The sequence below is a fragment of the Cedecea sp. P7760 genome, from assembly GCF_013386425.1.
GTDB lineage: Bacteria > Pseudomonadota > Gammaproteobacteria > Enterobacterales > Enterobacteriaceae > Cedecea > Cedecea selenatireducens.
The window spans coordinates 1-13,770 of the sequence record NZ_JACARU010000091.1 but is presented as its reverse complement, the minus strand read 5'-3'; the positions used below and the strand labels follow the sequence as shown (position 1 = coordinate 13,770).

The 13,770-nt window shown below is 55.3% G+C and carries 12 protein-coding genes and 1 CRISPR repeat array; of the genes, 7 read left to right on the top strand and 5 right to left on the bottom strand.

The features are described from left to right. Positions 1 to 135 precede the first annotated feature (135 nt). The 6 genes from HX778_RS23975 (at position 136) to HX778_RS23950 (ending at position 3,498) form a co-directional block, all read left to right on the top strand. Positions 136 to 333, top strand: a complete 198-nt coding sequence (locus tag HX778_RS23975) for a YbdD/YjiX family protein (protein ID WP_038475004.1) — start codon at positions 136 to 138, stop codon at positions 331 to 333. Positions 334 to 458: 125 nt separating this feature from the next. After that, entirely contained in the window at positions 459 to 557 is a 99-nt protein-coding gene (ivbL, locus tag HX778_RS23970; RefSeq protein WP_071842939.1) for an ilvB operon leader peptide IvbL, read from the top strand. 108 nt (positions 558 to 665) lie between these two features. Then, positions 666 to 2,354: an acetolactate synthase large subunit gene (gene ilvB / locus HX778_RS23965; protein WP_176983271.1), complete on the top strand. Its 1,689-nt coding sequence runs from the start codon at positions 666 to 668 to the stop codon at positions 2,352 to 2,354. Between the two features lie 3 nt (positions 2,355 to 2,357). Continuing rightward, positions 2,358 to 2,669 carry an acetolactate synthase small subunit gene (gene ilvN / locus HX778_RS23960; RefSeq protein ID WP_176983270.1) on the top strand — a complete coding sequence of 104 codons (312 nt, stop codon included), beginning with the start codon at positions 2,358 to 2,360 and terminating at the stop codon, positions 2,667 to 2,669. 207 nt (positions 2,670 to 2,876) lie between these two features. After that, positions 2,877 to 3,206: a type II toxin-antitoxin system RelE/ParE family toxin gene (locus HX778_RS23955; RefSeq protein WP_038475000.1), complete on the top strand. Its 330-nt coding sequence runs from the start codon at positions 2,877 to 2,879 to the stop codon at positions 3,204 to 3,206. Continuing rightward, a complete protein-coding gene (locus HX778_RS23950; RefSeq protein WP_038474998.1) occupies positions 3,196 to 3,498 on the top strand; it encodes an addiction module antidote protein in 303 nt (100 codons plus the stop codon). Before HX778_RS23955 ends, HX778_RS23950 begins: the two co-directional genes overlap by 11 nt. 7 nt (positions 3,499 to 3,505) lie before the next feature. Here the strand turns inward: HX778_RS23950 and lldD are convergent, their stop codons facing one another. From lldD to HX778_RS23925, 5 genes are all read right to left on the bottom strand, one after another. Next, the gene (gene lldD, locus HX778_RS23945) at positions 3,506 to 4,648 is read right to left on the bottom strand and encodes an FMN-dependent L-lactate dehydrogenase LldD (protein WP_176983269.1); all 1,143 of its coding nucleotides are present in this window, start codon (positions 4,646 to 4,648) and stop codon (positions 3,506 to 3,508) included. After that, positions 4,645 to 5,433 carry a transcriptional regulator LldR gene (gene lldR / locus HX778_RS23940; protein ID WP_038474993.1) on the bottom strand — a complete coding sequence of 263 codons (789 nt, stop codon included), beginning with the start codon at positions 5,431 to 5,433 and terminating at the stop codon, positions 4,645 to 4,647. Before lldR ends, lldD begins: the two co-directional genes overlap by 4 nt. Continuing rightward, the gene (lldP, locus tag HX778_RS23935; RefSeq protein WP_176983268.1) at positions 5,430 to 7,085 is read right to left on the bottom strand and encodes an L-lactate permease; all 1,656 of its coding nucleotides are present in this window, start codon (positions 7,083 to 7,085) and stop codon (positions 5,430 to 5,432) included. Before lldP ends, lldR begins: the two co-directional genes overlap by 4 nt. Positions 7,086 to 7,302: 217 nt before the next feature. Next, positions 7,303 to 8,043, bottom strand: coding sequence for an SDR family oxidoreductase (locus tag HX778_RS23930; protein WP_176983267.1), 741 nt, complete (start codon positions 8,041 to 8,043; stop codon positions 7,303 to 7,305). Positions 8,044 to 8,056: 13 nt separating this feature from the next. Continuing rightward, positions 8,057 to 8,452, bottom strand: a complete 396-nt coding sequence (locus tag HX778_RS23925; RefSeq protein WP_061275464.1) for a cupin domain-containing protein — start codon at positions 8,450 to 8,452, stop codon at positions 8,057 to 8,059. Between the two features lie 156 nt (positions 8,453 to 8,608). On the opposite strand from HX778_RS23925, the gene HX778_RS23920 reads away from it, so the two are divergent. Beyond that, a complete protein-coding gene (locus HX778_RS23920; RefSeq protein WP_176983266.1) occupies positions 8,609 to 9,517 on the top strand; it encodes a LysR family transcriptional regulator in 909 nt (302 codons plus the stop codon). A 211-nt stretch (positions 9,518 to 9,728) separates the two neighbouring features. Beyond that, a CRISPR array of direct repeats spans positions 9,729 to 13,721; the repeat unit is 28 nt; unit sequence GTTCACTGCCGCACAGGCAGCTTAGAAA. Positions 13,722 to 13,770: the final 49 nt, after the last annotated feature.

The window sequence follows — 13,770 nt, the reverse complement described above, 5'->3', positions numbered from 1 at the left end:
CCTGGAAGGGAGAGGGGATAGATCAGGCATCTTTATTCCCCCCCCCTTTGGGAGAGGGGATAGGCTGAGTTTCTTTATTCCCCCTCTCCCCTTTGGGGAGAGGGCCGGGGTGAGGGGCCACCTACTGGAGACACTATGTTCGATAATCTCGCCAAAGCCGGGAAATACCTCGGCCAGGCCGCAAAACTGATGATTGGCGTACCCGATTACGACAACTACGTGCAGCACATACGCCAGACCCATCCGGAGCAAACTCCCATGACCTATGAAGAGTTTTTCCGCGAACGTCAGGATGCGCGCTACGGCGGTAAAGGCGGCGGACGCTGCTGCTAGAACTTAGCATTTAACAAAAATGTGACATTTCGCTCGTTTTTTAGCGGCCAGCAAAAATCCTGTTGTGCGAAACCGGCGAGTGTGATTTTATCAATGACGACTTTTAACACAGATTCAGGAAACCCATGACCCATTCCCTGCCAACTTCGACCCTACTACTTACCGCGCTACCAGCCGCGGTGGTCGTCGTGCGTGTGGTGGTGGTCGTCGGCAATGCGCCGTAGGGACTGAATCAACGCATCGATTCCAAACCCCGCCGGCGCAAACCGGGCGGGGTTTCTTGTTTTAAGTGCCTGCCCAGAAGCGAACCGGCTTATTAGAAGGACTGGAGCATGGCAATTTCGGACACACCCTCACAACGCATCACCGGCGCTCAGCTGATTGTAAAAATGCTGGAGCATCACGGGATTACCACGGTTAGCGGCATTCCAGGCGGCACCGTTCTGCCGCTCTACAATGCCCTGAGCCAAAGCACCCGCATTCGCCACGTACTGGCTCGCCACGAGCAGGGCGCGGGATTTATGGCGCAGGGCATGGCGCGTACCAGCGGCAAACCGGCGGTCTGCATTGCCTGTAGCGGGCCAGGCGCCACTAACCTGGTTACCGCCATCGCCGACGCGCGTCTCGACTCCATCCCGCTGGTTTGTATCACCGGCCAGGTACCAACCTCGATGATTGGCGCCGATGCTTTCCAGGAAGTTGATACCTACGGCATCTCCATTCCTATCACTAAACATAACTACCTGGTGCGCAGCATCAGCGAGCTGCCGCAGGTGATTACCGACGCCTTCCGCATTGCGCAGTCTGGTCGTCCTGGTCCGGTATGGATCGATATTCCAAAAGACATTCAGACCGCTGAAATCGACATTGCCGAACTGCCAGCGGTTGCAGCGCCTTCGGCCGCACCGGCCTTTGACCATCAGGACATCGCCCGTGCGGCGGCGATGATCAACGAAGCCAAACGTCCGGTGCTTTACCTGGGCGGCGGTATCATCAGCGCAGGCGCGGCGGAGCAGGCGCGTGAGCTGGCTGAGCGTGCCGGGCTGCCGACAACCATGACGCTGATGGCGCTGGGCACCATCCCCGCGAAGCATCCACTTTCCCTGGGAATGCTGGGGATGCACGGGGCGCGCAGCACCAACTTTATCCTCCACGAAGCGGACCTGCTGATCGTGCTTGGCGCACGTTTTGACGACCGCGCGATTGGTAAAACCGAAGAGTTTTGCCCGAATGCAAAAATTATCCACGTCGATATCGATCGCGCCGAGCTGGGCAAAATTAAGCAGGCGAATGTGGCTATTCGCGGCGACGTGCGTGAAGTCCTGAGCCAGCTTATTCCGCAAACCAAAGCCTCCCGGCGCAGCGAGTGGCTGCAAGCGGTGAGCGATTTGCAGCGCGAGTTCCCGTTTGCCACGCCGGGCGCGGACAACCCGCTGATGCCTTACGGGCTTATCAAAGCCGCAGCGGCGTGCGTGGATGATGAAGCTATCGTCACCACCGACGTAGGCCAGCATCAGATGTGGGTGGCTCAGGCTTATCCGCTCAATCGTCCTCGCCAGTGGCTGACGTCGGGCGGGCTGGGCACCATGGGCTTTGGTTTACCGGCAGCGGTTGGCGCGGCGCTGGCTGAGCCTGGCCGCAAGGTGCTGTGCTTCTCCGGCGACGGCAGCCTGATGATGAATATCCAGGAAATGGCCACCGCCGCTGAAAACAATCTGGATGTGAAAATCATCCTGATGAACAACCAGGCATTAGGGCTGGTGCACCAGCAGCAGACGCTGTTCTACCAGCAGAATATCTTTGCCGCGACTTATCCGGGCAAGACGGATTTCATTACCATCGCGCGCGGTTTTGGCCTGGCGACCTGTGACCTGAACCAGGCGGAGGATCCGCACGCCGCGCTGCAGGAGGCGATTTCTCGTCCAGGGCCTTGCCTGATTCACGTTCGCATCGACGCCGATGAAAAAGTCTACCCGATGGTGCCGCCGGGTGCCGCCAACACTCAGATGATTGGAGAGTAAGCCATGCAACCATCCTTCACAAAACAATCAATCACAAAACAATCAACCGTCATTCTGGAGCTTACGGTGCGCAACCACCCGGGCGTGATGTCACATATCTGCGGCCTGTTTGCCCGCCGGGCGTTCAACGTGGAAGGCATTCTCTGCCTGCCGTTGCAGGAAGGGGATCAGAGCCGCATATGGCTGCAGGTGGGGGACGACCAGCGGCTGGAGCAGATGGTCAGCCAGGTCGATAAGCTGGAGGATGTCGTGCAGATTATCCGCCACGCCGATGACCCGGGAATTTTCAATCGCCTGACCTCATTTGTGCAGTAAGTGAAACAGGGGCTTTCAGGCATATTTTTGAAAGCCCCGTGCCCGCATGCATAAACCCCGGAAGCTGCGCCGCAATCCCGGCATGCCAAAGAACGATTTCAATCAGCCTCAAGTAAAAATCCGTTAGCCTGCCCTGAGAAAAATAAGCGCGACTAAATTTTGTTCGTGCTTGTTTGTTGCTTTAAAGCTACACTCAAGGAGTCAAGGATGAACATGATTACGTTCTTCGAAACGAAAGAAGGAAAAAGGCCTTTCAAGGATTGGCTGCGGGCGTTAAAGAATGCGAGAGCAAAAACCAAAATAGTCATGAGGATCGACCGACTTTCTTTTGGGAACCCCGGCGATAGTAAACCCTGCGGGCAAGGCGTATGGGAAATGCGCATCGATGAAGGGCCTGGTTACAGGGTGTATTACGCCCAGGACGGTAAAGCAGTCTGGCTCCTGCTGGCGGGGGGAGATAAACGTGACCAACAGGCGGATATCGAACGCGCTACAAAATGGTGGCTTGAGCATAAAGGGAGAAAAAATGAAATTTAGCGAATTTGATCAAACGGTTATTGATATGCTTCGCGAAGATCACGCCTTCGCCGTGGACTATCTTAAAGAAGCCTTTATTGGGCTGGACGGTGAAGATGGCGAAGCCATGTTTCTTATTGCCATGCGCCGCCTGGTGGAGGCCAGAGGCGGGTTTACGGAGATTGCCAGAGCGGCAAATCTAAACCGAGAAACGCTTTATCGCACACTGTCTGAGCGTGGAAACCCCACCATCAAAACCACCAAAAAGGTACTACATGCGGTGGGGATCCACTTCTCAGAGATTGCAGGCTAGCCGCAGATCAGAAGCCCTGGCGAACCAGCAGCTCAGGCGTAATCCCGGCGATAGACTTCGCGCCGGTCAGCGTCATCGCGACTCGCATCTCTTTCTCAATCAGGTTTAGCAGGTTGCTGACGCCAGCCTCGCCGTGGGTGGCCAGCGCATACAGGAAGGCGCGTCCCAGCAGCACCGTGTCGGCGCCCAGCGCAATCATACGCACCACGTCCAGGCCGTTGCGGATGCCGCTATCAGCCAGAATTGTAATATCGCCTTTTACCGCATCGGCAATGGCGGGCAGGGCGCGAGCGGAAGAGAGCACGCCGTCCAGCTGGCGGCCGCCGTGGTTAGACACCACAATACCGTCGGCGCCAAAGCGAACCGCATCGCGGGCGTCTTCTGGGTCGAGGATCCCTTTAATCACCATCGGGCCATCCCAGAACTCGCGGATCCACTCCAGATCTTTCCAGGATATTGACGGATCAAAGTTGTTCGCCAGCCAGCCGATATAATCTTCCAGCCCGGTCGGTTTACCGAGATAGGCGGAGATATTGCCCAAATCATGAGGACGGCCGTTTAAGCCGACATCCCATGCCCACTGCGGGTGCGTTACGGCCTGAAGATAACGACGCATTGCCGCGTTAGGGCCGCTCATGCCGGAGTGGGCGTCACGGTAACGAGCGCCCGGCGTTGGCATATCGACGGTAAACACCAGCGTAGAGCATCCGGCGGCTTTCGCCCGCTCCAGCGCATTGCGCATAAAGCCGCGGTCTTTCAGCACATAGAGCTGGAACCACATCGGGCGGCTGATGGCGGGGGCGACTTCTTCAATGGGGCAAACGGACACCGTCGACAGGGTAAAAGGAATGCCTTTCGCCGCGGCGGCTTTTGCGGCCTGAACTTCTCCCCGGCGCGCATACATGCCGCAAAGCCCCACGGGGCCGAGGGCCACCGGCATTGACAGCGTTTCGTTGAACAGCCTGGTTTCCAGGCTCAGCGCCGACATGTTTTTCAGTACGCGCTGCTTGAGCGCCACCTGTGCCAAATCCTCCACGTTGCGCTTCAGGGTATGCTCGGCATAGGCCCCACCGTCGATGTAGTGGAATAAAAATGGCGGCAGAATGCGCTCGGCGGCGGCACGGTAGTCGGTTGCTGCGGAAATAATCATCGTTTCTTTTCCCTTATTTCATCACTTGCTTCGTCCGGGAGGCGGGTAACGCGTGCCTGACGGGCTTCGTCTTCCTGCAGGGTCTTGATGGTGGCGTGCACGTAGCCGAGGTGCGACTGGGCGGCTCGTCTTGCCCGCTCGGCGTCTCCGGCCAGAATCGCCTGCAACAGTTCGTCATGCTGCTCGGTTAGCCCGGCAAAAATGGCCGGAACGGTGTACATACGCTGGCGGCTATGGAGCACCGAAGATTGCAGCAGGTCGAAGAACCCGCGCATGGTCTGGAGCAGCACGATATTGTGGGAGGCTTCGGCTATTGCCAGGTGAAAACGAACGTCGGCCTGCGCGGCGAGATCCGGATCGTCGCTCTCTTTAAACTTGAGCGTGGCATCAAAACAGGCGATCAGCTTTTCTTTGTCGGCCTGCGTCGCTCGCATCGCCGCGTACCAGGCCGTGCTGCCTTCAATGGAATGTCTCGCTTCGAGGATATCCAACTGGTAACTGGGGTCACCCTCAACCAGCGTCTTCAGCGGCTGCACGATGCGCTGTTCCGACCACTGCTCGGTCTGGTAGCGCAGATAAGTGCCGCCGCCGCGACGGCTGGCCAGCACGCCTTCGCCAATCAGCTTCTGAATTGCCTCGCGTAAAATCGAGCGCGAACAGCCCAGCCCGGCGGCCAGCTGGCGCTCGGCGGGCAACCGCATGCCCGCCTCCAGGTTACGTTCATTAATCAGCGCCTTAACACGCTCAACTATCTGGTCGGCAAGGCGCGGAACAGCTTCGGTCATGGGATCATCCAGGTTAAAACATAGGCCTGCAGCGTGGTAATCACGCCCACCATGCAGGTGAAAATCAGGCTGTGCTTCACGGTGAAGCGGAACAGGTCTGACTCTTTCCCCACCAGCCCCACCGCCGCACAGGCAATGGCTATCGACTGCGGCGAAATCATCTTGCCGGTGACGCCGCCGGTGGTGTTGGCCGCCACCAGAAGCAGGTCCGACACGCCAATCTGCTGCGCGGTGGTTGCCTGTAGGGCGGCAAACAGCGCGTTAGAAGAGGTGTCCGACCCGGTCAGGAACACGCCCAGCCAGCCAAGGAACGGCGAGAAGAAGGTAAAGGCATGGCCGGTGTGCGCCAGCGCCAGGGCAAGCGTGGCCGACAGCCCGGAATAGTTGGAGATAAAAGCAAACGCCAGCACCATGCCGATGGAGTAAATCGGCAGCGCCAGCTCCTTCAGCGTTTCTCCAAAGGTCGCCAGCGCCGCTTTTGGCTTCATGCGCAGGTAGACAACAGAGATCAGCGCCGCGACCAGGATGGCGGTGCCGGTGGCCGACAGCCAGTCAAACTTAAAGACTGCTGCATAAGGCACGCTCGCGGCAACCACCGGCGGCATTTTGGCCACCAGATTGTCGAGAAACGGAACCGAGAAATTATAGACCCAGTCGGCCATCACGCCGCCTTTGGCGAACAGCGCTTTAAACGGCGGGATGCTCCACAGCGTGACCGTGGCCGTTAAGAACAGGAACGGCATCCAGGCCTTAAGGATCTGCCCGGAGGTGTATTTCTGCGAGGACTGCCCTTGCACGGTTTCAGCCGCACCCTCGCTATCAAAGCGGAAAATACGCACCGGTTTCCAGACCCGCAGAAATGCCGTCAGGCACACCAGCGATACCAGCGACGAGATAATGTCCGGCAGCTCAGGGCCGATAAAGTTGGAGCTGAGATACTGCGCGATAGCAAACGAGCCACCCGCCACGATCACCGCCGGCCAGGTCTCTTTGATACCGCGCCAGCCGTCCATAATCGCCATGATCCAGAACAACACGATAATCGTCAGGAACGGCAACTGGCGGCCTACCATCTGGCCTATCTCGAAGCTGTCCAGGCCGGTGACCTGCCCGGCAACGATAATCGGGATCCCCATTGCGCCGAAGGCGACCGGCGCGGTGTTCACTATCAGACACAAACCGGCGGCATAAAGCGGCTTAAAGCCCAGGCCGACCAGCAGGGCGGCGGTAATGGCGACCGGCGCGCCAAACCCTGCGGCACCTTCGAGAAATGCCCCAAAGGAGAAGCCGACAATCAGCATTTGCAGACGCTGATCCGGCGTAATCGACAGGATAGAGGAGCGAATAATGTCGAACTGACCGGTCTTTACCGAGATCTTGTAGACAAACACCGCGGCGACGATTATCCAGGCGATGGGCCACAGGCCATAGAAGAAGCCATAAACTACTGAGGCAAGCGCTCTGTCCACCGGCATGCGGTACAGAAACAGCGCGACCAACAGGGCAAGAAATACCGTCAGCGTCGCGGCTTTGTAGCCCTTCATGCGCAGCTTAATCAGCGCGAAGAAGAAGAACAGGATCGGGATCGCGGCAATCAGGCTCGACAGCCAGATATTCCCGAGCGGGTCGTAGAGTTGGGGCCAGACTTGCATGCAGGTGTTCTCCAGGGTGAGGCGTTTATCGTTTTTTATTAGATTGGTAGGACCAATTTTGCTTTGTAGAGCAAATGATGGCTAATGGTTAATCTTGTGTTAACGAATGGCAACGTTCTGGCGAGCCTTTATCGGCATTTTGTAGAAAAGGGCACGTTTTTAGTGAAATTGGTAGGACCAAAAGGCCTCTCATCCGGGCGGAAGAGAGGGCGAAATGTTAAAGCTCCTGACGGGTAGGGCGGAACAGGATTTCGTTGATGTCCACATCCTCCGGCTGGCCGATGGCAAAGGCGACCACGCTGGCAAACGACTCGGCGGAGATTGCAACGTCGTCGTAGAACTGCTGGATATTGGCCGCCACGTCTGCTTCGGTAATGCTGGTCACCAGCTCGCTCTCAACCGCCCCCGGCGAAATAATTGTCGTGCGGATGTTGTAAGGTTTTACCTCCTGACGCAGTCCTTCAGATATCACCCGCACCGCCGTTTTGGTGGCCGCGTAAACTGCGCTGCCCGCGCGAACTTTGTGGCCCGCGACGGAAGAGGTATTGATGATGTGGCCGCTTTTTTGCTGCTGCATATAAGGCAGGGCAGCGGCAATACCGTACAGTACGCCCTTAAGGTTGACGTCGATCATCGCATTCCAGTCATCAAACTTTCTGCGTTCGAGCAGCGAATGCGGCATCAGGCCTGCATTATTGACCATTACATCCACTCGCCCGTACAGCGCCAGGGCCTTATCGACCAGCGTCTGCACCTGCTCCGGCTGAGTGACGTCGGTCTGCACCGCTGCTTCCGGGCTCAGGTTAAGATCCTGCGCCAGTTTTTTTAGCCGATCGAGACGGCGAGCGCCCAGCACTAGCTTAGCGCCGTCTTTAACCAGACGACGCGCCAGGGCCTCACCCAGGCCACTGCTGGCGCCGGTGATCACCACAACTTTATTTTCAATGCCTTGTGTCATGTAACCTCCATCGCTATTTTTTGTATTGCTCGTCGCTGACTTTTTCCAGCCATTCAACCGGGCTGCCGTTCAATGACTCGGCAATTGCGATATGCGTCATTGCCGTTTCTGGCGACGCCCCGTGCCAGTGTTTCACCCCTTCGGGGATCCAGGCGATATCGCCCTGGTTCAGATCCTGAATCTCTCCGCCCCATTCCTGCAGCCAGCCGCGCCCTTGAGTAACAATCAGCGTTTGGCCAAGTGGGTGCGTATGCCAGGCCGTGCGTGCACCGGGTTCAAAGGTGACGGTAGCCCCACCTACACGTGCGTTTTCCGTGCCGCTAAATGGCGCATCAATGCGCACGGTGCCGGTAAAATAGCTCTCCGGGCCTCGCTGAGAAGGTTGAGATCCGCTGCGGGTAATTTTCATGTCGTACTCCAGATAGCGCATTCATTGATCGTAGAAATACAGTAGTCGTGATTGACGCAGGGGACTAGCCGGTGAAATGTACAAGAGCTTATGAATCCAGCTCATGAATCTCGCTATACTGGAGGGATTCTGTCACTGATTGAGGCGCTTTCGCCCATGCTAAAAGAGAACTTTCACGATCTAATGTCATTTATGGCAGTGGCGCGTGAACGCAGTTTTACCCGGGCGGCGGCAAAACTTGGCGTTTCCCAGTCAGCCCTAAGCCACGCGATTCGCGGGCTTGAAGAGCGCCTCCAGCTTCGCTTGCTAACCCGCACGACGAGAAGCGTTGCGCCCACTGAAGCCGGTGAGAAGCTGCTTGCCAGCCTGGCGCCTCGTTTTGCTGACCTGGAGAACGAACTTGCCGTTCTGAGTGAAATGCGCGAGCGCCCGGCCGGGAATATTCGCCTTAACGCGGCGGAGCACAGCGTACAGTCGGTGCTATGGCCGGTGCTGCAAACCTTTCTGGTCGACTACCCGGACATCAACGTAGAAATTAGCGTGGACAACGCGCTGACCGACATCGTCAGCGGGCGGTTCGACGCGGGTATTCGTCTCGGCGAGCAGGTGGCAAAAGATATGGTAGCCGTACGCATTGGCCCGGAGCTCAGCATGTCGGTGATTGCTTCGCCCGCTTATTTTGACAAGCACGGTTATCCGGCCACGCCGCAGGATCTCCAGCAGCACAACTGCATCAATATGCGTCTTCCCACTTTCGGTGGACTTTATGCCTGGGAGTTCGAAAAAGACGGGCGCGAGCTAAAAATTCGTGTCGAAGGGCAATTAACATTCAATAGCCTTCGCCAGCGCATTGATGCCGCGTTGCTCGGCCTGGGGCTGGCTTTTGTCCCGAGCGATACGGTGACCGACAAGATTGCCGAAGGGCGGCTGGTGCGGGTGCTTGAGGCCTGGTGCAAACCGTTTCCCGGCTATTACCTTTATTACCCCAGCCGCAAGCAGCACACAACAGCCTTCTCTCTGCTGGTGGATGCGCTGAGATATTCGTCCTCACCCACAGATGATTAATCGATTATCGATGAGTTTTTCCGGACGATTTGCGAGTCGCTGCTGAAAATTCGCCGATGACAAAGTCTGAAGGTTCCCGGCCCCTTTTTTTAGCCCTGCTCGTAACTTATTGATTTTTCTATTCTGCGCCGTTGTGCCTAAAAAAAGGGTGTGAAGTGGGAAAGAGATGATTTTACGTATTGCAACAGAGGGTTAGCTGTGAAAAGCTCTTGTTCACTGCCGCACAGGCAGCTTAGAAAAGAAAGGATACCCGCAGACATGGCGGCAAGTATGTTCACTGCCGCACAGGCAGCTTAGAAATGAAATTGTCCATTGAGGGATGGGAACTCTCTGTTCACTGCCGCACAGGCAGCTTAGAAACGAGAGTTTGCGCCAGCCCTTTATTTTTCTGAGTTCACTGCCGCACAGGCAGCTTAGAAATTAACGCTAAAGGTTTCCGACATGATGACTTCGTTCACTGCCGCACAGGCAGCTTAGAAAGTTGGTGAAATGTTCGCGCCATTAAAGCCGGTGTTCACTGCCGCACAGGCAGCTTAGAAACAGGCGAACGCTGCGGAGTTCATGATCGCCGCTGTTCACTGCCGCACAGGCAGCTTAGAAAAATATTCAGATAGAGATCGCGGGGCGTTATCAGTTCACTGCCGCACAGGCAGCTTAGAAACTCCGGGGGCACCCTTTTAAGGAGACCAAGCCAGTTCACTGCCGCACAGGCAGCTTAGAAATCCTCGTTCTCCGGCGCGTCGGGTATCCATTCGTTCACTGCCGCACAGGCAGCTTAGAAAAGCGAACGCAGTAACCAGCCATAACGGTAGTCGTTCACTGCCGCACAGGCAGCTTAGAAAGCGCTCTGCATCCTGGACTATTACCGCAACTAGTTCACTGCCGCACAGGCAGCTTAGAAATTTCGCCAGACGCTCAACCTCTTCGGAAATTCGTTCACTGCCGCACAGGCAGCTTAGAAAAAGATAAGTTAATGGAGAGCAGACAAACCCAAGTTCACTGCCGCACAGGCAGCTTAGAAACGGAGGTGCTCAGCACATCACAGGCAGAACAAGTTCACTGCCGCACAGGCAGCTTAGAAATATTGAGATCCCCGACGGCGCACTATATGGATGTTCACTGCCGCACAGGCAGCTTAGAAAAACGTATCGTGCCTCGCGATCGACCATCCAGTGTTCACTGCCGCACAGGCAGCTTAGAAAATCTTGGGCCCATATTTTGATAGCGGGTTAGAGTTCACTGCCGCACAGGCAGCTTAGAAACGGATGGCAGGTTGAGAATCAGGCGGCCGCCGGTTCACTGCCGCACTGGCAGCTTAGAAACGTGAGAGTGGTGGAACGCCGCCAGCAGGAAAGTTCACTGCCGCACAGGCAGCTTAGAAATGCTGCCGTGGCTTGCCTGGGAGTATGCCGTCGTTCACTGCCGCACAGGCAGCTTAGAAATGCGCCGTAATACCATCCCCGAACACCAAATTGTTCACTGCCGCACAGGCAGCTTAGAAACTCATTTCCCAGTTAGGGAAGTCAGCCCAAATGTTCACTGCCGTACAGGCAGCTTAGAAAAGGATGTTCATCGCGTCGTCTGCGCTTTGCCCGTTCACTGCCGTACAGGCAGCTTAGAAATTCATTTGTTTTTCGAGCGCGTTAACGACGGTGTTCACTGCCGTACAGGCAGCTTAGAAAACAAAGCCCAGCGATAGCTACCCATAGCATTTGTTCACTGCCGTACAGGCAGCTTAGAAAGTCAGGTCCACGACCTTCTGACGCTCGCCATCGTTCACTGCCGTACAGGCAGCTTAGAAATCCTTACAAAATCATGTCAATACGACCGGCCAGTTCACTGCCGTACAGGCAGCTTAGAAATGTTCCCCGGTGACTCACTCAATTTGCAGACAGTTCACTGCCGTACAGGCAGCTTAGAAAAAGAGAATCAACGGCGGCTTTAACGGGCTGCAGTTCACTGCCGTACAGGCAGCTTAGAAATGTGTACTGCCAAAACCAAAGCAGAGGTGATGGTTCACTGCCGTACAGGCAGCTTAGAAAAGCAGCGGCTCATATTTGCTGGTTCGAGTAAGGTTCACTGCCGCACAGGCAGCTTAGAAAATGTCAACAATACCCATGTCGTTGATGGTAAAGTTCACTGCCGCACAGGCAGCTTAGAAATAACATGAAGCCTAAAAAGCTGGTTCGTAACAGTTCACTGCCGCACAGGCAGCTTAGAAAAGCAGGACGCAGCTCGAGCCACTGCGAGTTAGGTTCACTGCCGCACAGGCAGCTTAGAAATTCAGATGATGATTATTCCCGCCGTTGCCGCCCTTCACTGCCGCACAGGCAGCTTAGAAATTCTGTCTTCCATTAATCAGGAAAAGATAATGGTTCACTGCCGCACAGGCAGCTTAGAAAGTTAACTATGTTGCCGTGAAAGACACCTATCAGTTCACTGCCGCACAGGCAGCTTAGAAATTATTGAATGGAGCGGGTTCCCACCAATTGAAGTTCACTGCCGCACAGGCAGCTTAGAAATCGTCTTCAGGATGGTGAAAATAACCATGTTAGTTCACTGCCGCACAGGCAGCTTAGAAACAGAAAGCTCTCGACAATCTCATCTTCAACGTGTTCACTGCCGCACAGGCAGCTTAGAAAACATCCCGACCGGCACAGAGGTGTCATTCACCGTTCACTGCCGCACAGGCAGCTTAGAAAATGAAGATAAGACCACCATCAGCGATAGCGTGGTTCACTGCCGCACAGGCAGCTTAGAAACTGCGCCTGGAGCGCCAGTTCAATGTTTTTTTAGTTCACTGCCGCACAGGCAGCTTAGAAAGCATCGTAAAAGTATATCGCCCAGAATCTGAGGTTCACTGCCGCACAGGCAGCTTAGAAATGGCGGTGAGGGTGGCGCTCCAGCAGCCCCTCGTTCACTGCCGCACAGGCAGCTTAGAAATAACTCGTTAAAAGCGCGTTTTCATGTCGAGTGTTCACTGCCGCACAGGCAGCTTAGAAAACAGACACAGCGCCATGAATTGAACCACTTTAGTTCACTGCCGCACAGGCAGCTTAGAAATTTCCCAAACGCCTGATAATTCCATTGACCTGGTTCACTGCCGCACAGGCAGCTTAGAAAACGGAACGCAGTCCACCATTCGCCTTCCGTCTGTTCACTGCCGCACAGGCAGCTTAGAAAAATATACCGTTGGTAATCCGGTTAAACCACTTGTTCACTGCCGCACAGGCAGCTTAGAAAAGGTATCTGCGTACTGAATCGATAGCCTGGCGGTTCACTGCCGCACAGGCAGCTTAGAAAATAGCCAGAAGTTCCACGGACTGAATACTGTAGTTCACTGCCGTACAGGCAGCTTAGAAATAAAAGACTACGTGAGCATTATTGAGCATCCGGTTCACTGTCGTACAGGCAGCTTAGAAAACGTACCCGGATCTGCTGGACGCCATCAAAAAGTTCACTGCCGTACAGGCAGCTTAGAAAATGCGGTGGCCGCTGCCTCTGCTGGGGCATATGTTCACTGCCGTACAGGCAGCTTAGAAAATCAGCAAAGTGAAAACCAAATGAGCGAACAGGTTCACTGCCGTACAGGCAGCTTAGAAACGGCAAGCCCGCGTCAAAGTCGCTTTTAATCGTGTTCACTGCCGTACAGGCAGCTTAGAAATTCCTGAAGGTAAAACAGCGCCGCGAATCGACGTTCACTGCCGTACAGGCAGCTTAGAAATTGACGCTCAATTTTTCGGAGTGGCACAACGCGTTCACTGCCGTACAGGCAGCTTAGAAAAGATTCTGACAGGTCAAAACCGCTAATTACGCGTTCACTGCCGTACAGGCAGCTTAGAAAAGGAAATGAAGCATAGCTGCAATAAAACCATCGTTCACTGCCGTACAGGCAGCTTAGAAAAGATTGCGGCAACACCGCAAACTAGATTGCGGGTTCACTGCCGTACAGGCAGCTTAGAAAGAAAATAGCCCCAGCCCTTTAAGCTTACGCATGTTCACTGCCGTACAGGCAGCTTAGAAAATTCAAAAACCATCTGATAGTCAGGGTTCATGGTTCACTGCCGTACAGGCAGCTTAGAAAATTTCATCCGTCATTTCCCGAGGCACCATCACGTTCACTGCCGTACAGGCAGCTTAGAAATGCTAATGGTCAAACGGTATCAGGTGGTCAGTGTTCACTGCCGTACAGGCAGCTTAGAAATGGTCAATGAGCGATTCCGGCAGATTCACCGCGTTCACTGCCGTACAGG

Excerpts from the sequence above, each read along its gene's own strand:
- HX778_RS23955 (WP_038475000.1), top strand. The coding sequence starts at position 2,877 with ATGAACATGATTACGTTCTTCGAAACGAAAGAAGGAAAAAGGCCTTTC.
- lldP (WP_176983268.1), bottom strand. The coding sequence starts at position 7,085 with ATGCAAGTCTGGCCCCAACTCTACGACCCGCTCGGGAATATCTGGCTG.
- ilvB (WP_176983271.1), top strand. The coding sequence starts at position 666 with ATGGCAATTTCGGACACACCCTCACAACGCATCACCGGCGCTCAGCTG.
- HX778_RS23925 (WP_061275464.1), bottom strand. The coding sequence starts at position 8,452 with ATGAAAATTACCCGCAGCGGATCTCAACCTTCTCAGCGAGGCCCGGAG.
- ivbL (WP_071842939.1), top strand. The coding sequence starts at position 459 with ATGACCCATTCCCTGCCAACTTCGACCCTACTACTTACCGCGCTACCA.
- HX778_RS23975 (WP_038475004.1), top strand. The coding sequence starts at position 136 with ATGTTCGATAATCTCGCCAAAGCCGGGAAATACCTCGGCCAGGCCGCA.
- HX778_RS23930 (WP_176983267.1), bottom strand. The coding sequence starts at position 8,043 with ATGACACAAGGCATTGAAAATAAAGTTGTGGTGATCACCGGCGCCAGC.
- ilvN (WP_176983270.1), top strand. The coding sequence starts at position 2,358 with ATGCAACCATCCTTCACAAAACAATCAATCACAAAACAATCAACCGTC.
- lldD (WP_176983269.1), bottom strand. The coding sequence starts at position 4,648 with ATGATTATTTCCGCAGCAACCGACTACCGTGCCGCCGCCGAGCGCATT.
- HX778_RS23950 (WP_038474998.1), top strand. The coding sequence starts at position 3,196 with ATGAAATTTAGCGAATTTGATCAAACGGTTATTGATATGCTTCGCGAA.
- lldR (WP_038474993.1), bottom strand. The coding sequence starts at position 5,433 with ATGACCGAAGCTGTTCCGCGCCTTGCCGACCAGATAGTTGAGCGTGTT.
- HX778_RS23920 (WP_176983266.1), top strand. The coding sequence starts at position 8,609 with ATGCTAAAAGAGAACTTTCACGATCTAATGTCATTTATGGCAGTGGCG.